The sequence below is a fragment of the Pseudomonas sp. FP2196 genome, assembly GCF_030687715.1.
Classification (GTDB): Bacteria; Pseudomonadota; Gammaproteobacteria; order Pseudomonadales; family Pseudomonadaceae; genus Aquipseudomonas.
The window spans coordinates 2,000,103-2,026,008 of record NZ_CP117445.1 but is presented as its reverse complement, the minus strand read 5'-3'; the positions used below and the strand labels follow the sequence as shown (position 1 = coordinate 2,026,008).

Here is a 25,906-nt window from a genome sequence, read left to right as displayed (position 1 = left end):
TCACCACACATAAAGCCCAACCTTCAACGACGAAGGCTGCGCTTCCCGAGAGAACGGGACCAGGACAAAGGCGTCCTCGCTAGGCAACTAGCGGGACGCCTTTTTTTGTTTGCGCAAAATTTGTCGAGCGAGGCCTGACTGCCCACAAGAGGCCAGCCGCAGCTCCCCGGAGAACCTGATGAAAAAACTCAAACTGGTGATGATCGGCAATGGCATGGCCGGGGTCCGAACCCTGGAAGAACTGCTCAAGCTGAGTAACGAGCTGTACGACATCACGGTCTTCGGCGCCGAACCGCACACCAACTACAACCGCATCCTGCTGTCGCCGGTGCTGGCCGGTGAACAGACCTTCGAGGAGATAGTCCTCAACGACCTCGACTGGTACCTGGAAAACAACATCAAGCTGCTGCTCAACCGCAAAGTGGTGGAAATCGACCGGGTCAAACGCCGGGTGATCGCTGAAGACGGCACTGAGGCTGAATACGATCGCCTGCTGATCGCTACCGGTTCAACGCCGTTCATCCTGCCAATCCCCGGCAACACCCTGCAGGGCGTGATCGGCTACCGCGACATCGCCGACACCCAGGCGATGATCGACACCGCGAAAACCCACAAGCACGCCGTCGTCATCGGCGGCGGCCTGCTCGGCCTCGAAGCCGCCAACGGCCTGATGCTGCGCGGCATGCACGTCACCGTGGTGCATCTCGGCGAGTGGTTGCTGGAGCGCCAACTCGACAAAACCAGCGGCCAACTGCTGCAAAGCGCCCTCGAATCCCGTGGCCTGCACTTCCGCCTGTGCGAGCAGACCCAGGCCCTACATGACGCGGGCAACGGTCGGGTCGGCTCGGTGCAATTCAAGAACGGCGACATCATCCCCGCCGATCTGGTGGTAATGGCTGCCGGCATTCGCCCCAATACCGAACTGGCGGAAAAGGCCGGCATCCCGTGCAATCGCGGGATTCTGGTCAACGACACCCTGCAAACCTATGACCCGCGGATCTATGCCATCGGCGAATGCGCCAGCCATCGCGGCATTGCTTACGGCCTGGTCGCGCCGCTGTTCGAACAGGCCAAGGTCTGCGCCAACCACCTCGCGCAATTAGGCTTTGCTCGTTACCAAGGCTCGGTGACCTCGACCAAATTGAAAGTCACCGGCATCGACCTGTTTTCCGCCGGCGACTTCATGGGCGGCGAAGGCACCGAGACCATCACCCTCTCCGATCCCATCGGCGGGGTGTACAAAAAACTGGTGATCAAGGATGACGTGCTGGTCGGCGCCTGTCTGTACGGCGATACGGCAGATGGCGGTTGGTATTTCCGACAAATCCGTGAGAATCACGCCATCGGCGAGATCCGCGATCACTTGATGTTTGGAGAAAACGCTCTAGGCGATGTAGGACATCAAGGCCAGGACAAAGCCATGGTCATGGCTGACACCGCCGAAGTCTGCGGTTGCAACGGCGTGTGCAAAGGCACCATTGTCAAAGCCATTCAAGAGCACGGCCTGTTCAGCGTCGATGAGGTGAAGAAACACACCAAGGCTGCCAGCTCCTGCGGCTCGTGCGCCGGGCTGGTCGAACAGATCCTGATCAACACCGTCGGCGGCGCGGCCGACGTCAAACCGAAGAGCGAAAAAGCCATCTGCGGTTGCAGCGACCTCAACCACGGGCAGATTCGCCAGGCCATTCGCGAGCAGCACCTGCTGACCATCGCCGGGACCATGAGTTACCTCAACTGGCGCACGCCTAACGGCTGCGCAACGTGCCGCCCGGCCCTCAACTATTACCTGATTTCCACCTGGCCCGGCGAAGCCAAGGACGATCCGCAATCACGCCTGATCAACGAACGTGCCCACGCCAACATCCAGAAGGATGGCACTTATTCGGTGGTGCCGCGCATGTGGGGCGGTGTGACCAATCCTTCAGAACTGCGGCGAATTGCCGATGTGGCCGACAAGTACAACGTGCCGATGGTCAAGGTCACCGGCGGCCAGCGGATCGACTTGCTCGGCATCAAAAAGCAGGATCTGCCTGGCGTCTGGAAAGATCTCGACATGCCGTCCGGCCACGCCTACGGCAAATCCATCCGCACCGTGAAGACCTGCGTCGGCAGTGAGTTCTGCCGCTTTGGCACACAGAATTCGACGCAGTTGGGCATTGAGCTTGAGCATGACCTGTTCAACATGTGGTCGCCGCACAAAGTGAAACTGGCCGTCTCCGGTTGCCCACGCAACTGCTCGGAAGCGGGGATCAAGGACGTAGGGATCATCGGCGTCGACTCCGGCTGGGAGATGTACATCGGCGGCAACGGCGGGATCAAAACCGAAGTTGCCGAGTTCTTCGTCAAGCTGAAAACCGCCGAGGAAGTCCGCGAATACAACGGCGCGTTCCTGCAGCTCTACCGCGAAGAAGCGTTCTACCTCGAACGCACCGTGCACTACCTGCAACGGGTCGGCATGGAGCACATCAAGAAAGCCGTGCTGGAAGACCCGGAACGTCGCAAAACGCTGAATGAGCGCCTGCAATTCTCCCTGTCGTTCGAGCAGGACCCATGGAAAGAGCGCTTGGCGCAGCCGCAATTGAAGAAAGAATTCGACGTGATCCCCGTGAAAAACCTGGAGGTGCCGGCATGAACTGGCTCGATATCTGTGCCCTGGAAGACATCAACGCCCTCGGTTCGCGGATCATTGCCGGGCCGAAAGGTGATATCGCGATTTTTCGTACAAGTGACGATGAAGTATTCGCCCTCGACGACCGCTGCCCACATAAGGGCGGGCCATTGTCACAGGGCTTGATCTACGGCAAACGCGTGGCCTGCCCGCTGCATAACTGGCAGATCGATCTGGAGTCGGGCGAGGCTCAGGCACCGGACGTCGGTTGCGCGCACCACCACCCTGCCCGGGTCGAAAATGGCCGCGTGCAACTGGCCCTGCGGGAAGCTATCTGATGAACCGCCAGACGACCGCCTCGACCTGCTGTTACTGCGGAGTCGGATGCGGCGTACTGATCGAGCATGACGGCGAGCGCATCCTCGGCGTCAGCGGCGATCCGGCGCATCCGGCCAACTTCGGCAAACTGTGCAGCAAAGGCTCGACTCTGCACCTGACCGGCGACCTCGCCGCACGCGCGTTGTACCCGGAACTGCGTTTGGGCAAGGCACTGGCGCGCACCCGCACTGACTGGGACACCGCGCTGGAACATGCCGCCAATGTGTTCGCCGAAACCATCGCCGAACATGGCCCGGACAGCGTCGCGTTCTACATCTCCGGGCAATTGCTCACCGAGGATTACTACGCCTTCAACAAACTCGCCCGGGCGCTGGTCGGCACCAACAACATCGACAGCAACTCACGGCTGTGCATGTCGTCGGCGGTGGTCGGCTACAAACGCAGCCTCGGCGCCGATGCGCCGCCGTGCAGCTATGAGGATCTGGAACTCAGCGATTGCGTGATGATCGTCGGCAGCAACATGGCCTACGCCCATCCGGTACTCTTTCGTCGACTGGAAGAGTCCAAATCCCAACGTCCGCAGATGAAAGTCATCGTCATCGATCCTCGGCGCACCGACACCTGCGACTTGGCGGACCTGCATCTGGCGATATTGCCCGGCACCGATGTCGCTTTGTTCCATGGGATTTTGCATCTGTTGTTGTGGGAAGACTGGATCGACCGCGACTTCATCAAGGCCCACACCGATGGCCTGGCAGAACTGAAAACCCTGGTACGCGATTACACCCCGCAGATGGTTTCGCAACTGTGCGGGATCAGTGTCGAGCAATTGCAGCAATGCGCTGAATGGGTGGGCACTTCACCGAGCTTCCTGTCGCTGTGGTGCATGGGCCTGAATCAATCCACCGCTGGCAGCGCGAAGAACAGCGCACTGATCAATCTGCATCTGGCGACCGGACAAATCGGCCGCCCGGGCTCAGGACCTTTCTCCCTCACCGGTCAGCCGAATGCCATGGGCGGGCGCGAAACCGGCAGCTTGTCCAACTTGCTGCCCGGCCATCGTGATGCGGCCAACCCTGAGCATCGCGCTGAAGTGGCGGCTTATTGGGGCGTTGACCGGTTGCCGGAAAGTACCGGGCTGAGCGCCATCGAACTGTTCGAGCAAGTGCGCAACGGCAAGATCAAGGCGTTGTGGATTGCCTGCACCAACCCTGCGCAATCGATGCCGGATCAACATTCTGTGCGCGCAGCGCTTGAGGCCTGCCCGTTTGTGGTCCTGCAAGAAGCCTTTCGCACCACTGAAACCGCAGCATTCGCCGATCTGCTGCTACCCGCCGCCAGTTGGGGCGAGAAAGAAGGCTCGGTAACCAATTCCGAGCGGCGCATTTCCCACGTGCGCAAAGCCATTCTTCCACCGGGTGAGGCGCGGCCAGACTGGGCGATCACGGTGGATTTCGCACAACGTCTGGAGAAACGTCTGCGCCCCGCTGAATCGAGCCTGTTTACGTTTACTCAACCTGCGCAGCTGTTCGATGAATTCAAAGGGCTGACGCGCGGGCGTGATCTGGATTTGTCCGGGATCAGCCATGGGCTGATCGACGAGATCGGGCCGCAACAATGGCCCTTCCCTGTCGGCGCCCGCGAAGGCACACCACGACTGTACGAAGACGGCATTTTCCCGACCGCCAACGGCCGCGCGCAATTCATTGCCGACCCGTATCGCGCTGCCAAGGAACAACGTGACGCCCGCTTTCCATTGACGTTGATCACCGGCCGCCTGCGCGATCAATGGCACGGTATGAGCCGCACCGGCACGGCGGCGCAGCTGTTCGGGCATGTCAGCGAAGCGGTGCTGAGTCTGCATCCAGACGAATTGCGTCGGCATCGCTTGCAGCCGGGCGATCTGGTCAACCTGAAAAGCCGTCGCGGCGCGGTGATTGTCGCAGTTGCCAGCGATGACAGCGTGCGCCCAGGTCAGGCGTTTTTGCCGATGCACTGGGGCGATCGCTTTCTCAAGGGCGGCGTGAACAGCCTCACCCTGGCGGCCTTTGATCCACTGTCAAAACAACCGGAACTCAAACACAGCGGTGTGCGCCTGGAGCCGGTCAATCTGCCGTGGCAGCTCTTCGCCCTGATCGAGGGTGATGTTCAACGGCATTTCGAGACGCTACGACCGCTCTGCGAGGCATTCTCCTACGTGAGTCTCAGCCTTGTCGGACGTGAACGATCGGCATTGCTGATACGCGCAGCCAGCAGCGAGGCACCCAATGCGCAATTGCTCAGTGAAATCGATCGAAGCCTGGCATTGATCGACGGCCCGGTATTGGCTTACGACGATCCACGCCGGGCCATTGGCAAGCGCGTGCGCATTGAAAACGGCCGGATCACTGCGATCCGATTGGCCGGTGAAACCCTCGCCCAGCATTGGCTGCAAGGGTTGTGGCTGGAAGGCCGTGCGGATGAACAACTGCGGCGTTGGCTGCTGGCGCCAATGAGTACACCGCCCGGCAGTGCCGGGGCGCAGATGGCTTTGGATAAAACCCTGTGTAACTGCAAGAACGTCAGCCTCAACGCGGTCTGCGCCGGCATTCGCCAGGGCCTGGATCTGCAGGGCTTGAAAAACCAACTGGGCTGCGGCACGCAATGCGGCTCATGCGTCCCGGAAATTAAGCGCTTGCTGGCCGCCGACGTGCAGCCAGCCGCCGTCATCTGATGAGGAAAACACCATGAACGCAAAAGTCTGGCTGGTGGGTGCAGGGCCGGGTGATCCGGAACTGCTGACCCTCAAAGCGGTGCGTGCCTTGCGCGAAGCCGATGTGGTGCTGATTGATGACCTGGTCAATGACGCGGTACTGGAGCATTGCTCGGGCGCACGCATCATTGCCGTGGGTAAACGCGGCGGTTGTCGTTCGACACCGCAGGCGTTTATTCATCGGCTGATGCTGCGCTACGCCCGCCACGGTAAGTGTGTGGTGCGACTCAAGGGCGGCGATCCGTGCATCTTCGGCCGTGGCGGCGAAGAGGCGCAGTGGTTGCGTGAGCGTGGCGTCGAAGTCGAGCTGGTCAACGGCATTACCGCCGGACTGGCCGGGGCAACCCAATGTGATATTCCCCTGACGCTGCGTGGCGTCGCTCGCGGGGTAACGCTGGTGACCGCGCACACTCAGGACGACAGCCAACTGAACTGGCAGGCACTGGCTCAGGGCGGCACGACACTGGTGATCTACATGGGGGTGGCCAAGCTTGGCGAAATTCGCAACCAGCTATTGTCGGGCGGTATGGCGGCGGATACGCCAGTGGCGATGATCGAGAATGCGTCCCTGCCAGAGCAGCGCGAGTGCCGCAGTGATCTGCTGGCTATGGAAGAGGATTCGAGAGTGTTTGGATTGCGAAGCCCGGCGATTTTGGTCATTGGAGCCGTTGCTGCTGTTGCAGAAGATCAAAAGATCGCAGCCTACGGCAGCTCCTGCATTGAGACCTCATGTGCCTTGTAGGTGCCAATGGCCAAATCGCAGACAAAGAAAAGCCCGGCCTAAGCCGGGCTTTTCTCAGAGCGGCAGCTAATTACTTAGCTTGAGCTTCAACCTGCGCTTCTACGCGACGGTTAACAGCACGGCCAGCTTCAGTTTTGTTGTCAGCAACTGGGCGGGATTCGCCGTAGCCAACAGACTGAACGCGGGACGATTCAACACCGTACTGGTTGGTCAGAACTTGCTTAACGGCGTTTGCACGACGCTCGGACAGTTTCTGGTTGTAAGCGTCAGGACCGACGGAGTCAGTGTGACCTTCAACAGTAGTGGTGGTGGATGGGTACTGCTTCATGAAGTCAGCCAGGTTCTTGATGTCGCCGTAGCTGTTGGTCTTAACAACCGACTTGTCGAAGTCGAACTTGACGTCCAGCTCAACACGAACAACTTCAGCAACTGCAGGGCAGCCGTCAGCGTCAACAGTTACGTTGGCTGGGGTGTCTGGGCACTTGTCAACGTTGTCGCAAACGCCATCGTTGTCGCTGTCGGAGCAGACTTCAGCTGGTGCTGGAACTGGAGCAGCAGCAGGCTTGGAGCCGCCACCGAAGTTCACACCGATACCGACGCTAGGAGCCCACTCGGTGTCGCCCTGGTCGATGTTGTACTGAGCTTCAACGCCGGCACGGGCGTAGAAGTTGTCGGTGAAGTACAGTTTTGCACCAGCGCCAACGTTGGCGAAGGTGGAACGGTTGCGACCGTTCGAACCGTTCTGGTCGATGCTCTGGTCAGAGAAACCGGCCGAAACGTACGGACGAACCATGTCGCCTGGGTTGTTGAAGTGGTACAGAGCGTCCAGAGCGGTGTTAGCGCCTTTGACGTTCTTGCCATCATCGGCACGTACGTTGTGAACTTCGTCGTAGCCCAGACGCAGTTCAACGTCGTCGGTCAGGAAGTAACCGATCGAGCCGCCGAACAGGTTGCCGTTGTTCTTGAAGTTACGAGCGCTGTCGAATTGTTCTTTCTTTGCGAAGCCTTCGATTTCAACTGCGCCTTGGCCTTGTGCCAGAGCGCCGAACGAAGTGGCGGCAATCAGAGAACCAATGGCCAAGCCCAAGGTGTTTTTCAGTTTCATCCGTTAAATCCCCATCTGGTGATTGTGAAGCAGTCCCGCAAACCGGGGGACAACTCGGCGGCAAGTCTATCAGAACTTGCCTACACGTAAGAGATATTTGCGCTGAACTAAGTTTCAGCAATGCCTGCAAATTTCTCACGCAATTTATCTAGAGCACGTTTGTAACGCATTTTTGTCGCACTCAAACCCATGTGCATGATGTCTGCGATCTCCTGAAATTCAAGCTCTGCGACAAATCGAAGCACCAGAATTTCGCGGTCAATCGGGTTCACATACACCAGCCAGCGATCAAGCCCGCCCTTCTCCTCGGGTTTCGGCGCCTTTTCTTCGGACGCCTCTTCGAGGGGGTCAAGACTCAATGCGTCCATCAAGCGACGCTTTCGCCGTTCCTTCCGATACTGCGTAATACATTCGTTGTACGTGATGCTGTAGAGCCACGTTTTGAACTTCGATTTCCCCTCGAAGTTCTTCAGGCCGTACAGCACCTTTAACATGACTTCCTGACAGACATCGTCTGCATCGCGATCGTTCCCAAGATATCTCGCGCAGACGTTAAATAATGTTCGCTGGTAACGCCGCATCAGTTCTTCATAAGCGCGCGTTACGTGAAACAGCTCGGTATGCGAGCGCGCGACCAACTCCTCATCAGAGAGCTCGCGGGGGTCGTAGCGCGTGGATAGCGATTGGGCTTTATTCAAAACAAGTCGTGCCGACAGTCAGGTCAATGTCCGCCGCAACCAGCATCAGCTGGCATTTTGCGGCGGCATACATTAGCAGGGTTTGCCGGGTTAGCGGCTACTCACATGCTGTTCCAGCAGGATCCGATTGGAGAGAGAGACTAGCTCACCCTCGTCGGTCAGCAATGTGGTTTTAACCGTGCCGATCTCTTCGATCTGGCCTTCGACCTCGCCAACACGCACTTGTTGCCCAACCTGATACAACTCACGCACATAGATTCCCGCAAGAATCTGACCGGCAATTTCCCGGCTTCCCAGGCCCATGGCCAGCGCAACCGCCAGACCAACGGTAATCAAAACGATGACAATCACATGGTTCAGCAGGTCGGTCTTGACCTCAAGCTGACTGATCGCTACCGAGATGCTGATGATGATCACCAGCCCCTGAGCAATTCGCCCCAGCCCCGAAGCGTAGTCCAGGCCTACGCCCTCTGCCGCCCCGCGCACCAGTCCGTTCGCCAGTTGAGCAAGCAATACGCCCACCAGCAACACCAGCGCGGCGCCGAAAACCTTCGGCAAATACAACGCCAACATATCCAGCGTAGCTGAAACTCGCTCAAGTCCAAGGGATTCTGCTGCAGAAACCAGGAATATCAGCAGAACGAACCAGTAGACAATCTTGCCGATCAGGGTCGAGATCGGTACTTGCAGCCCCGCCCGCGACATCAATTTGGTCAGCCCGGTGCCGCCCATCAGGCGATCAAGACCCAGTTTGGCGAGCAGTTTGGACAGCAAGGTATCGAGCAGTTTGGCTACGACGAAACCCAACAGCAGCACGACCAGTGCGCCGAACAGGTTCGGAATGAAGTTGGCGACTTTGGTCCACAACGCAGTCATTGCAGTGACGAGGCTCTGAGTCCAGAGATCAAGTTCCATATTCAATCAGCCTTATCAGCAGTGCGAGCGGTAGGTTTACGAAGACGGGAAACCGGCGACACGTGGGCCGATCCGTTATTCAGGGCGATCATCAGCGCGGGCAGCCAGCGGCCCAGCAGACTGAACAGATCACCGGCGCCAACCTGGCGGTTGGCGGTTTTGAGTACGCGGCCCAGGCATGCATCGTCGTCGCGGCTGGACGGCGAGGCGTTGAGCATGTCGCGCAAAGACTGTTCAAACGGATCGTGCATACGCACCTCTCGTGATGTCTGTGAAAGACGCGGGCAAATTTGGTCGGGTCACATGCGCCATTTTCAAACCCAGCGCAAACGGCGGAATAACCACCATTGTCCGAACGCCATGGCGAGCACCGTCAGGCAGGCGATCAGGAAGCCATAAGGGCTGCTCGCGAAGGGAATTCCGCCAACGTTGATGCCCAATAGACCGGTGATAAAACTCATCGGCAAAAAGATGCAGGTGATGATCCCGAAGCGATACATCGTGCGATTCATGCGCAGGCTCAAACGCCGATCTTCAGCCTCCAGGACAAGCCCCACGCGCTCTCGGGTCAATTCGAGCTCTTCAAGATAGCGCGTCAGACTGTTGTTCAACTCGTTCCAGTAATCGGCGTCGTCATCGACAAACCAGGGCAGTTTTATCCGCGTCAACTGTCCGAAAATATCCCGCTGCGGCGCGAGAAAACGCTTCAGCCCGGCCGCTCTGCGACGGATGTGCAAAATGGCGCCATGCTCAGGAGTATACCGTTCGTCGGCATCCATCTTTTCTTCTTCCTCATCGGCGATTTCCGAGAGGCAAGTGACCAGATCCTGCACTTTGTTAGTGAGCAACTGCGCCATGTAAAGCATCAATTCAGAGGAGGTTTTCGGGCCCTTGCCCTCCTCCAGCATCGTCAGCAACTCATCGGTGGCCCGCAGCGGGCGCAAACGCAGGGAAATCACGCGCTGAGGGGAGGCGAAAATCCGCACCGAGACCATGTCTTCCGGTTCGGCGCCCGGATTGAGGTTGACCCCGCGCAAGAACAGCAGCAGCTCGGAATCCGGCAACGGCAACAGGCGCGGGCGGGTGTTCTCTTCCAGCAGCAGGTCGCAGGTAAACTCATTGAGACCGCTGGATTTGCGTAGCCAGGTCTGGGTTTGCGGATGACTGCGATCCCAATGCAGCCACAGGCTTTCATGGGCCTGCAGCTGCAAATCGTCGAGCTCAGTCCGGGCTATCGAACGCGCACCGCCATTACCATCCAGCACCAGGGCATGCACCAGTCCCCATTGCGCGTTTTCTTCCTCGAACATCCTCATCCCTTTGTCGAAAGCTTATTCAGGCATCTTCAGCGGGCTCGGCGAGATGATCACGCCGTTGTTGTCCGCATAGATGTATTCGCCCGGACGGAACGTCACACCGGCAAAAGTTACTGGAACGTCAAGGTCGCCGAGCCCGCGCCTGTTGGACTTCCTCGGGTGGCTAGCAAGGGCCTGCACGCCCAGATCGGTCTGCGCGATGATATCGACGTCGCGGATGCAACCGTAGATCACTAGCCCTTCCCAACCGTTTTTCGCGGCTTTCTCGGCCAGCATGTCCCCCAGCAGGGCATGACGCAGCGAACCACCACCGTCGACCACCAGTACCTTGCCATTCCCTTTGAGCTCGACCTGCTCCTTGACCCGCGAGTTGTCTTCGAAGCATTTGATGGTCACGATTTCGCCGCCGAACGAATCACGGCCGCCGAAATTGCTGAACATCGGTTCCAGCACCTGTACCAGTTCCGGATAGGCGTCGCACAGGTCAGGCGTGAGGTAATGGTTCATCGATAAACTCCTGTAAAAAGGAAGACGATCAAGGATGTCGCACTCTTCTGAAACGAGTTCCGGCGGTCGCTGTTTACCTTAGTTCATTCAATGTTCGCTGAACGAACCTGAACAAACGCTGAAACGTAATAGCGAAACAGCCACCAAATATGACCAGAACCGCACAATGCGTCATATCTTAGCCGCAAGCTGATCCGAGCGGAATGCCCTTTTCAGAGCCCTCGCCTCAGACCGCAGCAGCCAGATCCGGCTTATCACCCAGCAACGGTGTGTGCTGATCCTGAAGCCAACGCGCTACCAGTGGCCATACTTCGGCTTGTGCACCCTTGCTCACCAGCATCTCAACGTGACCAAAATTATCCTTGAAGCCCTGCTCACGCCCCAGATTGATGAATTGCTTGTGCTCGGAACCGATCTGCTCGAACAGTTTGCGACAAGCCCAGGCAGGATCCTGATGATCCCCCGCCGCACTGACCGCCAGCACCGGCACCTGAACATCGGCAAGACCGGCCCACCAATCCTTGTCCTTGTCGCCAAAGCGACCGAACAGGCCGTACCAACGCATGCTTTCCAGCGCCAGCCCGATCGGCTCGTCTTCCGGACCGCGCTTGAGGCGTGAACCAGACAGCTGCGCAAAACGCTTGAGAATGAAGCGCCCGCTCCATTCCACCGGCGGAATTTTCAACGGCCAATAGGTGCGGCTCACCTGCGTTCCAAAAAACGCCGCCGAAGCCACCGCCGGCTCGCCCAGGTATTCGCCGCCGAGCGCGGCCGCCAGCGTGATGCCACCCAGAGAATGGCCGATCCAGTGCGGCACCTGCCCGCTCTGCTCACGCACGAATGCGGCAATCGCCGGCAGATCGTAACGGGCGTAGTCGGCAACGCGATTGCGCCGGTACTCCTCGTTGCGCTGCGACAGACCGTGGCCGCGCATCTCCGGAATCCACACATCAAAACCCAGACGCGCCAGATACGCCCCCAGTCCCAAACCTTTGGGTGAAAACCAGAAGCGCCGATTGGAAAAACTGCCGTGCAGCAAAATGACCGGCACCCCGCGCACCGCCGGTTCATCGGCCATGCCCAGACGGGTGACGGCGATTTCCACGGACCAGTCCGGGCTGTTGCCGGGTTTCAATCGATAAACGTCTTCGCTCAGATCGCCGCGCCGCTCGGCGCTGATCAAGGCGACAGGAAATAGGTTGCTGCTGCTTTGCATAATGCTCTTGCACAAAAAAGGGCGGCATCCGAAGGCGCTCGCCCTGTTTGAAACACTAAAAGAACCGCTCCGTGCAGGAGCGGCCCGTTCACATACTTATCAAGCCTGCGGCTGGCCTTCGGCGAGGAAGAACCAGGTTTCCAGCACGGTGTCCGGGTTCAGCGACACGCTTTCGATGCCCTGCTCCATCAGCCACTTGGCCAGATCCGGGTGGTCCGAAGGACCCTGACCGCAGATACCGATGTACTTGCCAGCCTTGTTGCACGCGGCAATCGCGTTGGCCAACAGCTTCTTGACCGCCGGATTACGCTCGTCAAACAGGTGCGCGATGATGCCCGAATCGCGATCCAGACCCAGCGTCAGTTGAGTCAGGTCGTTGGAACCGATCGAGAAGCCGTCAAAGAATTCGAGGAATTCTTCAGCGAGAATCGCGTTGGATGGCAGTTCGCACATCATGATCACGCGCAGACCGTTCTCGCCGCGCTTCAGTCCATTCTCGGCCAGCAGGTCGACCACCTGGCTCGCTTCGCCCAAGGTACGGACGAACGGCACCATGATTTCGACGTTGGTCAGGCCCATCTCGTTGCGCACGCGTTTCAGCGCGCGGCACTCGAGTTCGAAGCAGTCACGGAACGATTCGCTGATGTAACGCGAAGCACCGCGGAAGCCCAGCATCGGGTTTTCTTCTTCCGGCTCGTACAGTTTGCCACCAATGAGGTTGGCGTATTCGTTGGACTTGAAGTCCGACAGACGCACGATGACCTTCTTCGGAGCGAACGCGGCAGCGAGGGTGCTGATGCCTTCAACCAGTTTCTCGACGTAGAAACCGACCGGATCGTCGTAACCGGCGATTCGCTTGTCGACGCTTTCCTTGATTTCCGGCGGCAGGCCGTCGTAGTTCAACAGCGCTTTGGGGTGGACGCCGATCATGCGGTTGATGATGAATTCCAGACGGGCCAGACCCACACCGGCGTTCGGCAGTTGCGCGAAGTCGAAAGCGCGATCCGGGTTGCCGACGTTCATCATGATCTTGAACGGCAGGTCCGGCATGGCATCCACGGAGTTCTTCTTGATGTCGAAGCCCAGTTCGCCTTCGAAGATGTAACCGGTGTCGCCTTCGGCGCACGAAACGGTCACACCCTGGCCATCCTTAAGCAATTGGGTAGCGTTGCCGCAACCTACAACCGCCGGAATACCCAGTTCACGGGCGATGATCGCCGCGTGGCAGGTACGGCCGCCACGGTTGGTGACGATAGCGCTGGCGCGTTTCATGACCGGTTCCCAATCCGGGTCGGTCATGTCGGAGACCAGCACGTCGCCCGGCTGGACTTTGTCCATCTCGGACACGTCCTTGATGATACGAACCTTGCCGGCGCCGATGCGCTGGCCGATGGCGCGACCTTCAACCAGCACGGTGCCGGTTTCTTTCAACAGGTAACGTTCCATGACGTTGGCCTGGGTGCGGCTTTTCACGGTTTCCGGACGCGCCTGTACGATGTACAGCTTGCCGTCGTCACCGTCCTTGGCCCACTCGATGTCCATCGGGCACTGGTAGTGTTTCTCGATGATCATCGCTTGCTTGGCCAGCTCGCTGACTTCAGCGTCGCTCAGGCAGAAACGTGCGCGGTCAGCCTTGTCGACATCGACGGTCTTGACCGAACGACCGGCCTTGGCCTCGTCGCCGTAGATCATCTTGATGGCTTTGCTGCCCAGGTTACGACGCAGGATCGCCGGGCGACCGGCCTCCAGCGTGCCTTTATGGACATAGAACTCATCCGGATTCACCGCGCCTTGTACGACGGTTTCTCCCAGGCCGTAAGCGCCGGTGATGAACACCACGTCACGGAAACCGGATTCGGTATCGAGGGTGAACATCACGCCAGCGGTACCGGTTTCCGAACGCACCATGCGCTGCACGCCAGCCGACAGGGCGACCAGTTTGTGGTCGAAGCCCTGGTGCACGCGATAGGAAATCGCACGGTCGTTGAACAGCGAGGCGAACACCTCTTTGGCGGCACGGATAACGTTTTCCACACCACGGATGTTCAGGAAAGTTTCCTGCTGGCCGGCGAAAGACGCATCCGGCAAGTCTTCGGCGGTGGCGGAAGAGCGCACGGCCACGGCCACATCAGGGTTACCGGCCGACAGCGCGGCGAACGCGGTGCGGATCTCGGCATTCAGTTTTTCGGGGAATTCGGCTTCCATGATCCATTGGCGGATCTGGGCGCCGGTCTTGGCCAGGGCATTGACGTCGTCGACGTCGAGAGCGTCGAGGGCCTGGTGGATCTGATCGTTCAAGCCGCTCAGTTCGAGGAAGTCGCGATAGGCCTGCGCGGTGGTGGCAAAGCCGCCAGGGACCGACACACCGGCACCTGCCAGGTTGCTGATCATCTCGCCCAGGGATGCGTTCTTGCCCCCCACATGCTCAACATCGTGTTTGCCGAGCTTATCGAGGGAAACTACGTACTCTACCAAGGTGATCTCTCCACTAACTGTGTTGGAAAAGCTCAGAAACCGGCAGCTCGGGGGAGCGTTGGCCGGTTGTATGGCCTGGACCTGGAAAATAAGTGAGAATGCGGGCCAATGGCGGCCGGCAAATCGCGCCTATCATATCCAAGATTGATGACTAGCTTAAGGCCCAAGGTGCAAATGAAACGATCTGCTTTCTTTATCTCCGATGGCACCGGCATCACCGCCGAAACCCTGGGTCAAAGCCTCTTGGCGCAGTTCGAAAACATTACCTTCAGCAAATTCACGCGCCCGTACATCGACAGCGTGGATAAAGCCCGGGCCATGGTACAACAAATCAACAAAGCCGCCGAAACAGACGGCTTTCGCCCGATTATCTTCGACACCATCGTCAATCAGGACATCCGTGAGATTCTCGCAACGTCCAATGGTTTCATGATCGACATTTTCTCGACCTTCCTGGCGCCTCTCGAACAGGAACTGACCGAGCATTCTTCCTACACCGTCGGCAAGTCGCATTCGATCGGCCACAACTCCAATTACATGGAGCGGATCGAGGCGGTGAACTTCGCCCTCGACAACGATGACGGCGCCCGTACCCACTATTACGACAAGGCCGATCTGATACTAGTGGGCGTGTCGCGATGTGGTAAGACGCCGACGTGCCTGTACATGGCCATGCAATTCGGCATCCGCGCGGCCAACTACCCGCTGACCGAAGACGACATGGAGCGCCTGACCCTGCCGGCCGCCCTGCGCGCGCACCAGCACAAGCTGTTCGGCCTGACCATCGACCCGGATCGCCTCACCGCTATCCGCAACGAGCGCAAGCCCAACAGCCGCTACTCAAGCTACGCCCAGTGCGAGTTCGAAGTGCGCGAAGTGGAAAACCTGTTCCGTCGCGAGAACATCCCGAACATCAACTCCACGCATTTTTCGGTGGAAGAGATCTCGGCGAAAATTCTGGTGGAGAAAGGCGTGGAGCGGCGGTTCAAGTAGTTTTGCGGTGCCTGCAACACCGCCATCGCGAGCAGGCTCGCTCCTACAATTTGAAATGCATATTCCTGTAGGAGTGAGCCTGCTCGTGATGAACGATTACAAGGTGTCTGTTAATGCCCTGGCCAAAGCCTCAAAACCACCCAGCAACAACCCGTCATCCCCCACCGAATTACACACACTCGCCCGAATGAACTGCGGCACCGCCGCATGCCCGACCGCGAACGCCTCGGCAGTCGCCACCAGATAGTTGTCTTCCTTCAACTCAGCGGCAATCTGCGAAGCGCGCCACAGCTCAGGCACTTGCAGCCAGAAATGCGGGCTGTGGATATGTGTCTTGTAGCTCAGCCCCTCCAGCGCCCCTGCCACCAATGCTTTGCGCCGACCGATCTCACTGATCTGCTCATCCAGCAAACGCTGGGCCATGCCATTTTCAACCCACAGGCTCGCCACTTCCATCGCCAGTGGATTAGCCATCCAGCAGGTGCCGCGAATGGCTGAACCGATACGCCCGATCAACGCTTGAGGCGCATTTAGATAGCCGACCCGCAATCCCGCCGAGACAGCCTTGCTCAGACTGCCGATCAACACAGAGCGCTCCGGGGCGAAATAACTCAGTGGCAACGGCCGCTGGCGATCCAGCACTGCGTGGGCTTCGTCTTCGAGGATCAGCAGATTGTGCTGGCGACACACCTCTGCAATCGCCTGGCGTCGCGAGACAGACATGACCGCAGCCGTAGGATTCTGGATCGTCGGCGTGCAATACAGCGCGGATACCCGGTGCTGACGACAAATATCCTCCAGCGCCGAAGGCAACAACCCTTCGTCATCCATCGCGGCACCCGTCAGTTTTATCCCTAGCTGGCGTGCGACGCTGATCAATCCGGGGTAGGACAAATGCTCGGTGACCACCGTGTCACCCGCCTTGAGCAATCCCATCAACGCGCACAACAGACCATGCTGGCCACCGTTGACGCACAGCATCTGATCGGCGTGCGGGACAAAGTCTCCGTTACGCAGCCACTCGGCACCTGCCGCCCGATGCCACGCCAGCCCGCTTTCAGGGGTGTAGCCGGTCAACTGCTGCAAGCGGTGCGAATCACTAGCCAAGGCTTGCAGGGTTTCGCTCATGAACGCCGTTTCCTGCCCGGGAATCGGCTGATTCCTACTCATGTCGAAGCAGGCTGGCGGCTCATCGCCGACATTGCGAAAGCCCTTGTCCTGCGGTCGCTCCATCCCGCGCTGACGCACGTAGGTGCCGTCTCCTACACGGGCCACTACCAATCCCACACGTTCCAGTTCGCCATAAGCACGGCTGATAGTGCCGATGGTGACGCCGAGACTGTCGGCCAACAGCCTGTGGGGCGGCAGCTTGCAACCGGCCTCGATAACACCTTCACCAATGGCCTTTTCAACCGCCTCCGCGAGTCGTTTGTATTTCACGCCAACGCCATGGGCGAGTTCGTCACGGAGGATTGACACCATGGCAATACTTACTTTGACAGTCATTCTTGCCCCGAATAGCGTACTGAAAACACGTTCAATCAGGGATAGACCTTTTCCCAGACCAGGTCAATGCCCCTGCAGGAGCTCAAACCATGTCCATCGCCACGATCAGCACGCCGTCGAACATTGCCCGCCCGTGGCTGGCCGGACTGATCACCAGCCTCCTGTTTCTGATCGTCTGCGTGAGCTGGGGCACCACGTGGCTGGGGATCAAGATTGCGGTGGAAAGCGTGCCACCCCTGACGGCGGCAGGTCTGCGCTTTCTGATTGGCTTTCCACTGTTTTTGGGCTTTGCCGCATTACGCAAGGAACCGTTGCTGTTCCCCCGGCAGAGCCGGTGGTTCTTTGTGTTCGTCACGCTGTCGTATTTCAGCCTGCCCTACTACCTGCTCAACTACGGCGAAATGCATGTGTCGTCCGGCCTGACCGCGCTGCTGTTCAGTTGCATGCCGGTGTTCATCCTGATTTTTTCTGCGCTGTTTCTGCGGGAGAAAATCCACCCGGCGCAGATGCTCGGCATCGCTATTGGTTTCGGCAGCCTGTTCATGATTATCCGCAGCCAGGGATTGCATCTGGACCAGGCGGAATGGCTTGGTGTGCTGGCGATTCTCAGCGCGGCGCTCCTCCATGCGCTGTGCTACGTGGTGACCAAAAAGCACGGCAGCGCGATCAGCGTGATCACCTACAACACCCTGCCCATCGGCATCGCCGGTGTGATGCTGCTGGTCGCTGGCCTTTCACTGGAAAGCCCGACGTTCGCCACCATCACTTCACGTTCCTGGGGCGCCCTGCTCTACCTCGGACTGGTGGCGTCGGTCGGGGGCTTTATTGTCTATTTCGTCCTGCTCAAGCGCCTGAGTCCGGTCCTTTTGTCATTCGTGTTCATCATCTTTCCGGTGTTCGCCGTGATCATCGGCGCCTGGTACGAAGGCACGGAAATTTCTCGGGACCTGATGCTGTATTCGGCAATCCTGCTCGCCGGTTTTGCAATCACCAAGCTGCCCGCCAAGCGCTAAAAAACATGCATTGAACATCGGAGGTTCAAATGTCGATACACACCATAGAAACCCTTAGCCTGTTTAACAACGCCCCTTACCAGCGCGACTTCAGTGCCCGGGTAATCGCGGTGGTTGATCAGGCTGTCGTCCTCGAACACACGCTGTTCTATCCCACCGGTGGCGGGCAGCCGGGGGATACCGGACACTTCAGCCTGCCGGATGGCACGCGGATCGACGTGACAGGAACGCTGCGCGATCCCTTGCTGCCATCGATCATCTGGCACAACGTGGCGCAATGCCCGCCTCAGTTGTGCGTCGGCACACTCCTGAATGCCAGCCTGGACTGGGCGCGTCGTTATCAACACATGAAGATGCACACCTGCCTGCACCTGTTGGGTTCGATCATTAATGCGCCGGTCACCGGGTGCAGTATCAGCGCAGACAAGGGACGTCTGGATTTCGATCTGCCGCAAATGACCCTCGACAAGGACAGCCTCACCCGCGACCTCAACGCGCTGATCGAGCAGGCCATTCCAGTCACCACCCTGTCGATGCCCGCCTCGGAGTGCCCCGCACTGATGGAAAAAAACGGCAGCCAAACGGCTAAACCACCGGCGATTGAGAGTGAACTGCGGATGGTTGAAGTCATCGGCATCGACATCCAGCCCTGTGGCGGCACCCACGTGCAGAACACCCGGGAAATCGGCCGGGTGTTCTGCGAAAAAATCGAGAAGAAAAGCAGGACCAACCGCCGGGTGATTCTGCGGTTTGAATAAGCCTTAGATCACGAACAGATCGACAAAGCGGTTCACCGGAGTCGCCTCAAGCTGCGCCTGATCCTTGCACAGCGCGAAGATCTCGCCGCTGCGCTGGCCAGTGAATCGCGTTGCCAGGTTCGCCTTGAACTTGTCTTCGAGCAACGGAATGCCCTCGGCACGACGGCGGCGATGGCCGATCGGGTATTCCACCACCACGTTGTCGGTGCTGGAGCCGTCCTTGAAAAACACCTGCACGGCGTTGGCGATCGAGCGCTTGTCGGCTTCCAGGTATTCGCGGGTGAAGCGCGGCTCTTCGACGATGACCATTTTTTCGCGCAGCACATCGATGATCGGATGGGCCTTGTGGAAATCGTCTTCGTAATGCTCGGCCACCAGATTGCCAAAGGCCAGCGGCACGGCCGTCATGTACTGGATGCAGTGATCGCGGTCGGCGGCGTTGGCCAGCGGCCCGACCTTGGAAATGATGCGGATCGCCGATTGGTGGGTGGTGATGACGATTTTGTCGATTTCGTGCAGGCGATTGCGCACGTGTGGATGCAAAGTGACAGCGGCTTCGCAAGCGGTTTGTGCGTGGAATTCGGCGGGGAAGCTGATCTTGAACAGGACGTTTTCCATTACGTAACTGCCAAACGGCCGTGAAAAGCTGAAGCTGCGTTTGTCTTCGGTTTTCAGCGCCAGATCGTTGTTGGTGTGGCTGAACAGCACGTCGTAAAAGCCCCACTGTTTCGCACTCAAAACACTTGGAATACCCATCTCGCCGCGTATGGCGATGTCGGCCAGTCTCACGCCTCGGCTTGAGGCATCCCCCGCCGCCCAAGACTTTCGCGAACCGGCATTCGGCGCATGACGATAAGTGCGCAACGCCTGACCATCAGCAAAGGCATGAGAGAGCGCCGACAATAGTTGCTCGCGATTTGCGCCCATGAGTTTGGCGGTAACGGCGGTCGAGGCGACTTTCACCAGAATGACGTGATCGAGTCCTACACGATTGAAGGAGTTTTCCAGGGCGATAACGCCCTGAATCTCGTGGGCCATGATCATCGCTTCAAGCACATGGCGAATGGTCAGCGGCGCTTCACCGTTGGCCAGACGTTTTTGCGAAAGGTGATCAGCCACCGCGAGAATCCCGCCGAGGTTGTCCGACGGATGCCCCCATTCGGCGGCGAGCCAAGTGTCGTTGTAGTCGAGCCAACGCACGATGCAGCCGATGTCCCAGGCGGCTTTCACCGGGTCGAGGCGATAGCTGGTACCCGGAACCCGCGCGCCAAACGGCACGACGGTGCCTTCAACGATGGGGCCGAGGTGTTTGGTGCATTCGGGGAAGCGCAGGGCCAGCAAGCCACAGCCCAGCGTGTCCATCAGACAGTTGCGGGCGGTGTTCAGGGCTTCGGCAGATTCGACTTTGAAGGTGAGGACGTAGTCGGCGATATCCTGCAGGACACGGTCGTAGTCGGGACGGTTGTTCAGGTCGACGTTGGCGCTCATGTTCGATTCACTCTTGAAGTGGTTCGTTGATGGGACCTCGGTTCAGGCAATGGACTTTTAGAATTGAAATGCGACCCCATGTAGGAGCTGCCGAAGGCTGCGATCTTTTGATCTGGTTCTTAAAGGAAAGATCAAAAGATCGCAGCCTTCGGCAGCTCCTACAGGGGAAGTTGTCGTTTAGAAAGAATCACCAGGGACGCGCACGAGGCCTTCCATCAGGACGCGGGCACTGCGGCTCATGATGGCTTTTTTCACCACCCACTCACCGTTTTCCAGGCTCGCCTCGGCACCGACCCGCAACGTGCCGGAAGGATGCCCGAAGCGCACCGCACTGCGCTCAACGCCACCGGCCGCCAGATTCACCAGCGTGCCGGAAATCGCCGCCGCCGTACCAATCGCCACCGCCGCCGTGCCCATCATCGCGTGATGCAACTTGCCCATCGACAACGCGCGCACCAGCAAATCAACATCACCCGCCGCAATCGCCTTACCGCTGGACGCCACGTAATCCGAAGGCTTGGCGACAAACGCGACTTTCGGCGTGTGCTGGCGCTTGGCGGCTTCATCCAGATCGGCGATCAGGCCCATGCGCAGCGCGCCGTAGGCACGGATGGTTTCAAACATTTGCAAGGCTTTCGGGTCGCTGTTGATTGCGCCTTGCAGCTCGGTGCCGGTGTAGCCGATGTCTTCGGCGTTGACGAAGATCGTCGGAATCCCGGCATTGATCATGGTTGCCTTGAACGTGCCGACACCCGGCACTTCCAGCTCATCGATCAGGTTGCCAGTGGGAAACATCGAACCACCGCCGCCCTCTTCTTCCGCCGCCGGGTCCATGAACTCGACCTGCACTTCGGCCGCCGGAAAGGTCACGCCGTCGAGTTCGAAATCACCGGTTTCCTGCACTTCACCGTTGGTGATTGGCACGTGGGCAATAATCGTTTTGCCGATGTTGGCCTGCCATACACGCACCACAGCGACACCGTTGTGCGGAATGCGGCTGGGGTCGACCAGACCGTTGCTGATGGCAAAGGAACCGACCGCGGCCGACAGGTTGCCGCAGTTGCCGCTCCAGTCCACGAACGGCTTGTCGATAGAGACCTGACCGAACAGGTAATCGACGTCGTGATCGGCCTTGATGCTTTTCGACAGGATCACGGTTTTGCTGGTGCTCGAGGTGGCGCCGCCCATGCCGTCGATTTGCTTGTCGTACGGATCGGGGCTGCCGATCACCCGCAGCAGCAAGGCGTCGCGTACCGGGCCGGGGACTTGGGCAGCCTCGGGCAAGTCTTGCAGGCTGAAAAATACGCCTTTGCTGGTACCGCCACGCATGTAGGTGGCGGGTATCTTTATTTGCGGTGCGTGAGCCATGGTGCTCCTTCATCGTCAACGCGGGCGTTGAAGCCCGCGAGCACAAAACGTGATTTAAACGGCAACCGCCGACTCTTCGAGGAAATCCTGAGCGAAGCGCTGCAACACGCCGCCGGCCTCGTAGATCGACACTTCTTCAGCGGTGTCGAGACGGCAAGTCACCGGCACTTCAACGCGCTCGCCATTCTTGCGGTGGATCACCAGTGTCAGATCGGCGCGCGGCTTGCGGTCGCCGATCACGTCGTAGGTTTCGCTACCGTCGATGGCCAGGGTGTGACGGTCGGTCCCTGGCTTGAACTCCAGCGGCAACACGCCCATGCCCACCAGGTTGGTGCGGTGAATACGCTCGAAACCTTCAGCGGCAATCGCTTCGACACCGGCCAGCCGCACGCCTTTGGCCGCCCAGTCGCGGGACGAACCCTGACCGTAGTCGGCGCCGGCGATGATGATCAGCGGCTGCTTGCGTTCCATGTAGGTTTCGATGGCTTCCCACATGCGCATCACTTTGCCTTCCGGCTCGACACGGGCCAGCGAACCCTGCTTGACCTTGCCGTTCTCAACGACCATTTCGTTGAACAGCTTCGGGTTGGCAAACGTCGCGCGCTGGGCGGTCAAGTGGTCGCCACGGTGCGTTGCGTAAGAGTTGAAGTCCTCTTCCGGCAGGCCCATTTTCGCCAGGTATTCGCCGGCGGCGCTGTCGAGCATGATCGCGTTGGAGGGGGACAGGTGATCGGTGGTGATGTTGTCCGGCAGCACCGCCAGCGGGCGCATGCCCTTGAGCGGCCGAGCGCCGGCCAGCGCGCCTTCCCAGTACGGCGGACGGCGGATGTAGGTACTCATCTCACGCCAGTCGTACAGCGGCGTGACTTTCGGGCCGGTGTCCTCGTGGACGGCAAACATCGGGATATAGACCTGGCGGAACTGCTCAGGCTTGACCGAAGACTTCACCACCGCGTCGATTTCTTCGTCGCTAGGCCAGATGTCTTTCAGGCGGATTTCCTTGCCGTCGACCACGCCCAGTACATCCTTCTCGATGTCGAAACGGATGGTGCCGGCGATGGCATACGCGACCACCAATGGCGGCGAAGCGAGGAACGCTTGCTTGGCGTACGGGTGAATCCGGCCGTCAAAGTTGCGGTTGCCGGACAGCACGGCGGTCGCATACAGATCGCGGTCGATGATTTCCTGCTGGATCACCGGGTCCAGCGCGCCGGACATGCCGTTGCAGGTGGTACAGGCGAACGCGACGACGCCGAAACCGAGCTGCTCCAGTTCCGTGGTCAACCCGGCTTCGTCGAGGTACAGCGCCACGGTCTTCGAACCCGGCGCCAGCGACGATTTCACCCACGGCTTGCGGGTCAGGCCAAGCTTGTTGGCATTGCGTGCAATCAGGCCGGCGGCGATCACGTTGCGCGGGTTGCTGGTGTTGGTGCAACTGGTGATGGCGGCGATGATGACTGCGCCGTCGGGCATCTGGCCCGGCACATCTTCCCACTGACCAGAGATGCCTTTGGCGGCCAGATCGCTGGTGGCGACGCGAGCGTGCGGGTTGCTTGGACCGGCCATGTTGCGTACGACCGACGACAAGTCGAAGGTCAAACCGCGCTCGTACTGCGCACCTTTCAGGCTGTCAGCCCACAGACCGGTGGTCTTGGCATAGTGCTCGACCAATTGAACCTGCTGGTCTTCACGACCGGTGAGTTTCAGATAATCGATGGTCTGCTGATCGATGTAGAACATCGCGGCAGTGGCGCCGTATTCCGGGGCCATGTTGGAGATGGTCGCGCGGTCGCCCAGGGTCAGCGCTGAGGCGCCTTCGCCGAAGAACTCCAGCCAGGCGCCGACGACTTTCTGTTTGCGCAGGTATTCAGTCAGCGCCAGCACCATGTCGGTGGCGGTGATGCCCGGTTGCAGCTTGCCGGTCAACTCGACGCCGACGCTTTCCGGCAGGCGCATCCACGAGGCGCGGCCGAGCATCACGCTTTCGGCTTCAAGGCCGCCAACACCGATGGCGATCACGCCCAGCGCATCGACATGCGGGGTGTGGCTGTCAGTGCCGACGCAGGTGTCGGGGAACGCCACGCCGTCGCGCACCTGGATCACCGGAGACATTTTCTCCAGGTTGATCTGGTGCATGATGCCGTTGCCCGGAGGGATCACGTCGACGTTCTTGAAGGCCTTTTTTGTCCAGTTGATGAAGTGGAAACGGTCTTCGTTGCGACGGTCTTCGATGGCGCGGTTTTTTTCGAACGCCTGCGCATCAAAACCGCCCGCCTCGACCGCCAGCGAGTGGTCGACGATCAATTGTGTCGGCACCACCGGGTTGACCTGCGCCGGGTCACCGCCCTGCAACGCAATCGCGTCACGCAGGCCGGCTAGGTCGACCAGCGCGGTCTGGCCGAGAATGTCGTGGCACACCACACGGGCCGGGAACCACGGGAAGTCGAGGTCGCGTTTGCGCTCGATCAGCTGTTTCAGGGAATCGGTCAGCGTGGCCGGATCGCAGCGACGCACGAGGTTTTCCGCCAGCACGCGTGAGGTGTACGGCAGGGTGTCGTAGCTGCCGGGCTGAATCGCATCGACCGCCGCGCGGACGTCGAAGTAATCCAGAGGGCTGCCGGGCAGGTTCTTGCGGAATTCTGTGTTCATCGGGTCAGGACTCGGGTCACGGTGGTTGCAAAGGGTGGGCGCGACACCGACCTTGAAATTCACCCCCGAACCCTGTGGGAGCTGGCTTGCCAGCGATAGCGGTGGGTCAGTCGACATCAATGTTGGATGTGACTCAGTCATCGCTGGCAAGCTAGCTCCCACAGGGTCTTCGGTGAGTCTCCGATCAGCGCTTGGCCCTCACCATTTCAGCGACGTTCGATTGGCACGAACTTGCGCTGTTCGACGCCGGTGTACTCGGCGCTTGGACGGATGATGCGGTTGTTGGCACGCTGTTCGAATACATGCGCAGCCCAGCCGGTCAGGCGCGAGCAGACGAAGATCGGCGTGAACAACTTGGTCGGGATGCCCATGAAGTGATACGCCGAGGCATGGTAGAAGTCGGCGTTGGGGAACAGTTTTTTCTGCTCCCACATGGTCTTGTCGATGGCTTCCGAAACGGCGAACAACACCTTGTCGCCCACTTCGTCCGCGAGTTTTTTCGACCAGCCCTTGATCACCTCGTTGCGCGGATCGTTGTCCTTATAGATCGCGTGGCCGAAGCCCATGATCTTGTCCTTGCGCTCGAGCATGCCGAGGGTGCCTTTGACCGCCTCTTGCGGCGATGAAAAGCGCTCGATCATTTCCATCGCCGCTTCGTTGGCGCCGCCGTGCAGCGGGCCGCGCAGCGAACCGATGGCCGCCGTGACGCAGGAATAAAGGTCGGACAGGGTCGAAGCACAAACCCGCGCGGTGAATGTCGAGGCATTGAATTCGTGTTCGGCGTAGAGAATCAGCGACACGTTCATGACTTTGACGTGCAGTTCGCTTGGCTTCTTGTCGTGCAGAAGGTGCAGGAAATGCCCGCCGATGGTCGGTTCATCGCTCACGCAGTTGATGCGCTTGCCGTCGTGGCTGAAGCGATACCAGTAGCACATGATCGCCGGGAACGCGGCCAGCAGACGGTCTGTCTTGTCCAATTGCTCGGAGAAATCCTTCTCCGGCTCGATGTTGCCCAGGAACGAACAACCGGTGCGCATCACGTCCATCGGGTGGGCGTCGGCAGGGATGCGTTCCAGCACTTCCTTGAGCGCTTGCGGCAGGTCGCGCAGCTTGCTCAGTTTGCTCTGATAGGCGTCGAGTTGAGCCTGGGTCGGCAGTTCGCCGTAGAGCAACAGGTACGCCACTTCTTCAAATTGTGCATCGGCTGCCAGTTCACGCACGTCGTAGCCGCGATAGGTCAGCCCGGCACCGGCCTGGCCCACGGTGGACAGTGCGGTTTGCCCGGCAACCTGGCCCCGGAGCCCGGCACCACTGAGTACTTTTGCTTCGGCCATGGTGTTCTCCAATCTTGAATTTGTTAGGGAGTGTGGCGAAAAGATCGCAGCCTCGTTGCACTCGTCAGCTCCTACAGGGGAATGCGGTTCATGCAGGAACTGCCGCAGGCTGCGATCTTTTGAT

The 25,906-nt window shown here is 59.2% G+C and carries 20 protein-coding genes; 7 read left to right on the top strand and 13 right to left on the bottom strand.

What is annotated here, in order from left to right:
* Positions 1-178 precede the first annotated feature (178 nt).
* Genes nirB through cobA form a run of 4 tightly spaced genes read left to right on the top strand, consistent with a single transcriptional unit; the run spans position 179 to position 6,441 of the window.
* Positions 179-2,632 (top strand): nitrite reductase large subunit NirB, encoded by a 2,454-nt coding sequence (nirB, locus tag PSH79_RS09195; RefSeq protein WP_305442273.1) that lies wholly within the window; start codon positions 179-181, stop codon positions 2,630-2,632.
* Complete coding sequence (gene nirD, locus PSH79_RS09190; protein ID WP_305442272.1) at positions 2,629-2,946, top strand: nitrite reductase small subunit NirD; 318 nt, start codon at positions 2,629-2,631, stop codon at positions 2,944-2,946. The genes nirB and nirD overlap by 4 nt, the downstream gene beginning before the upstream one ends.
* Positions 2,946-5,660, top strand: coding sequence for a nitrate reductase (locus PSH79_RS09185; protein WP_305442271.1), 2,715 nt, complete (start codon positions 2,946-2,948; stop codon positions 5,658-5,660). The genes nirD and PSH79_RS09185 overlap by 1 nt, the downstream gene beginning before the upstream one ends.
* 13 nt (positions 5,661-5,673) lie before the next feature.
* Positions 5,674-6,441, top strand: coding sequence for a uroporphyrinogen-III C-methyltransferase (gene cobA, locus PSH79_RS09180; protein ID WP_305442270.1), 768 nt, complete (start codon positions 5,674-5,676; stop codon positions 6,439-6,441).
* Positions 6,442-6,511: 70 nt separating this feature from the next.
* Here the strand turns inward: cobA and PSH79_RS09175 are convergent, their stop codons facing one another.
* The 8 genes from PSH79_RS09175 to ppsA all read right to left on the bottom strand — a co-directional run bounded on the left by PSH79_RS09175 (position 6,512) and on the right by ppsA (position 14,673).
* Positions 6,512-7,546, bottom strand: coding sequence for an OmpA family protein (locus PSH79_RS09175; RefSeq protein ID WP_305442269.1), 1,035 nt, complete (start codon positions 7,544-7,546; stop codon positions 6,512-6,514).
* Positions 7,547-7,653: 107 nt separating this feature from the next.
* Entirely contained in the window at positions 7,654-8,244 is a 591-nt protein-coding gene (gene sigX, locus PSH79_RS09170; RefSeq protein ID WP_017337463.1) for an RNA polymerase sigma factor SigX, read from the bottom strand.
* A 90-nt stretch (positions 8,245-8,334) separates the two neighbouring features.
* On the bottom strand, positions 8,335-9,159 hold the full coding sequence (locus PSH79_RS09165; RefSeq protein ID WP_007916401.1) for a mechanosensitive ion channel domain-containing protein: 825 nt from the start codon (positions 9,157-9,159) through the stop codon (positions 8,335-8,337).
* A gap of 2 nt (positions 9,160-9,161) precedes the next feature.
* Complete coding sequence (locus PSH79_RS09160) at positions 9,162-9,410, bottom strand: hypothetical protein (protein WP_008076827.1); 249 nt, start codon at positions 9,408-9,410, stop codon at positions 9,162-9,164.
* A gap of 63 nt (positions 9,411-9,473) precedes the next feature.
* A complete protein-coding gene (locus PSH79_RS09155; protein ID WP_305442268.1) occupies positions 9,474-10,469 on the bottom strand; it encodes a zinc transporter ZntB in 996 nt (331 codons plus the stop codon).
* A gap of 21 nt (positions 10,470-10,490) precedes the next feature.
* Positions 10,491-10,982 (bottom strand): ribonuclease E activity regulator RraA, encoded by a 492-nt coding sequence (gene rraA / locus PSH79_RS09150; RefSeq protein ID WP_305442267.1) that lies wholly within the window; start codon positions 10,980-10,982, stop codon positions 10,491-10,493.
* A 226-nt stretch (positions 10,983-11,208) separates the two neighbouring features.
* Positions 11,209-12,198 carry an alpha/beta fold hydrolase gene (locus tag PSH79_RS09145; RefSeq protein WP_305442266.1) on the bottom strand — a complete coding sequence of 330 codons (990 nt, stop codon included), beginning with the start codon at positions 12,196-12,198 and terminating at the stop codon, positions 11,209-11,211.
* A 99-nt stretch (positions 12,199-12,297) separates the two neighbouring features.
* Complete coding sequence (gene ppsA / locus PSH79_RS09140; protein WP_305442265.1) at positions 12,298-14,673, bottom strand: phosphoenolpyruvate synthase; 2,376 nt, start codon at positions 14,671-14,673, stop codon at positions 12,298-12,300.
* A gap of 174 nt (positions 14,674-14,847) precedes the next feature.
* Between ppsA and PSH79_RS09135 the strand changes: the two genes are divergently transcribed.
* Positions 14,848-15,666, top strand: coding sequence for a pyruvate, water dikinase regulatory protein (locus tag PSH79_RS09135; protein WP_095189437.1), 819 nt, complete (start codon positions 14,848-14,850; stop codon positions 15,664-15,666).
* 96 nt (positions 15,667-15,762) lie between these two features.
* Here the strand turns inward: PSH79_RS09135 and PSH79_RS09130 are convergent, their stop codons facing one another.
* Complete coding sequence (locus PSH79_RS09130; protein WP_305442264.1) at positions 15,763-17,172, bottom strand: PLP-dependent aminotransferase family protein; 1,410 nt, start codon at positions 17,170-17,172, stop codon at positions 15,763-15,765.
* 137 nt (positions 17,173-17,309) lie between these two features.
* Between PSH79_RS09130 and PSH79_RS09125 the strand changes: the two genes are divergently transcribed.
* Positions 17,310-18,185: a DMT family transporter gene (locus PSH79_RS09125; protein ID WP_305443898.1), complete on the top strand. Its 876-nt coding sequence runs from the start codon at positions 17,310-17,312 to the stop codon at positions 18,183-18,185.
* Positions 18,186-18,214: 29 nt separating this feature from the next.
* Positions 18,215-18,943: an alanyl-tRNA editing protein gene (locus tag PSH79_RS09120; protein WP_305442263.1), complete on the top strand. Its 729-nt coding sequence runs from the start codon at positions 18,215-18,217 to the stop codon at positions 18,941-18,943.
* Positions 18,944-18,946: 3 nt separating this feature from the next.
* Here the strand turns inward: PSH79_RS09120 and prpD are convergent, their stop codons facing one another.
* The 4 genes from prpD to prpC all read right to left on the bottom strand — a co-directional run bounded on the left by prpD (position 18,947) and on the right by prpC (position 25,782).
* Positions 18,947-20,431, bottom strand: a complete 1,485-nt coding sequence (gene prpD, locus PSH79_RS09115; RefSeq protein ID WP_305442261.1) for a 2-methylcitrate dehydratase — start codon at positions 20,429-20,431, stop codon at positions 18,947-18,949.
* Positions 20,432-20,608: 177 nt separating this feature from the next.
* Positions 20,609-21,799, bottom strand: coding sequence for a 2-methylaconitate cis-trans isomerase PrpF (gene prpF / locus PSH79_RS09110; RefSeq protein WP_305442259.1), 1,191 nt, complete (start codon positions 21,797-21,799; stop codon positions 20,609-20,611).
* 54 nt (positions 21,800-21,853) lie between these two features.
* Entirely contained in the window at positions 21,854-24,448 is a 2,595-nt protein-coding gene (gene acnD, locus PSH79_RS09105; protein ID WP_305442258.1) for a Fe/S-dependent 2-methylisocitrate dehydratase AcnD, read from the bottom strand.
* 206 nt (positions 24,449-24,654) lie between these two features.
* Positions 24,655-25,782, bottom strand: coding sequence for a 2-methylcitrate synthase (gene prpC / locus PSH79_RS09100; RefSeq protein ID WP_305442257.1), 1,128 nt, complete (start codon positions 25,780-25,782; stop codon positions 24,655-24,657).
* Between the last annotated feature and the right edge of the window lie 124 nt (positions 25,783-25,906).

What these genes read in the sequence shown, in the direction of transcription:
- nirB (WP_305442273.1), top strand. Translation starts at nt 179, where the DNA reads ATGAAAAAACTCAAACTGGTGATGATCGGCAATGGCATGGCCGGGGTC.
- nirD (WP_305442272.1), top strand. Translation starts at nt 2,629, where the DNA reads ATGAACTGGCTCGATATCTGTGCCCTGGAAGACATCAACGCCCTCGGT.
- PSH79_RS09185 (WP_305442271.1), top strand. Translation starts at nt 2,946, where the DNA reads ATGAACCGCCAGACGACCGCCTCGACCTGCTGTTACTGCGGAGTCGGA.
- cobA (WP_305442270.1), top strand. Translation starts at nt 5,674, where the DNA reads ATGAACGCAAAAGTCTGGCTGGTGGGTGCAGGGCCGGGTGATCCGGAA.
- PSH79_RS09175 (WP_305442269.1), bottom strand. Translation starts at nt 7,546, where the DNA reads ATGAAACTGAAAAACACCTTGGGCTTGGCCATTGGTTCTCTGATTGCC.
- PSH79_RS09165 (WP_007916401.1), bottom strand. Translation starts at nt 9,159, where the DNA reads ATGGAACTTGATCTCTGGACTCAGAGCCTCGTCACTGCAATGACTGCG.
- PSH79_RS09160 (WP_008076827.1), bottom strand. Translation starts at nt 9,410, where the DNA reads ATGCACGATCCGTTTGAACAGTCTTTGCGCGACATGCTCAACGCCTCG.
- PSH79_RS09155 (WP_305442268.1), bottom strand. Translation starts at nt 10,469, where the DNA reads ATGTTCGAGGAAGAAAACGCGCAATGGGGACTGGTGCATGCCCTGGTG.
- rraA (WP_305442267.1), bottom strand. Translation starts at nt 10,982, where the DNA reads ATGAACCATTACCTCACGCCTGACCTGTGCGACGCCTATCCGGAACTG.
- PSH79_RS09145 (WP_305442266.1), bottom strand. Translation starts at nt 12,198, where the DNA reads ATGCAAAGCAGCAGCAACCTATTTCCTGTCGCCTTGATCAGCGCCGAG.
- PSH79_RS09135 (WP_095189437.1), top strand. Translation starts at nt 14,848, where the DNA reads ATGAAACGATCTGCTTTCTTTATCTCCGATGGCACCGGCATCACCGCC.
- PSH79_RS09130 (WP_305442264.1), bottom strand. Translation starts at nt 17,172, where the DNA reads ATGACTGTCAAAGTAAGTATTGCCATGGTGTCAATCCTCCGTGACGAA.
- PSH79_RS09120 (WP_305442263.1), top strand. Translation starts at nt 18,215, where the DNA reads ATGTCGATACACACCATAGAAACCCTTAGCCTGTTTAACAACGCCCCT.
- prpD (WP_305442261.1), bottom strand. Translation starts at nt 20,431, where the DNA reads ATGAGCGCCAACGTCGACCTGAACAACCGTCCCGACTACGACCGTGTC.
- prpF (WP_305442259.1), bottom strand. Translation starts at nt 21,799, where the DNA reads ATGGCTCACGCACCGCAAATAAAGATACCCGCCACCTACATGCGTGGC.
- acnD (WP_305442258.1), bottom strand. Translation starts at nt 24,448, where the DNA reads ATGAACACAGAATTCCGCAAGAACCTGCCCGGCAGCCCTCTGGATTAC.
- prpC (WP_305442257.1), bottom strand. Translation starts at nt 25,782, where the DNA reads ATGGCCGAAGCAAAAGTACTCAGTGGTGCCGGGCTCCGGGGCCAGGTT.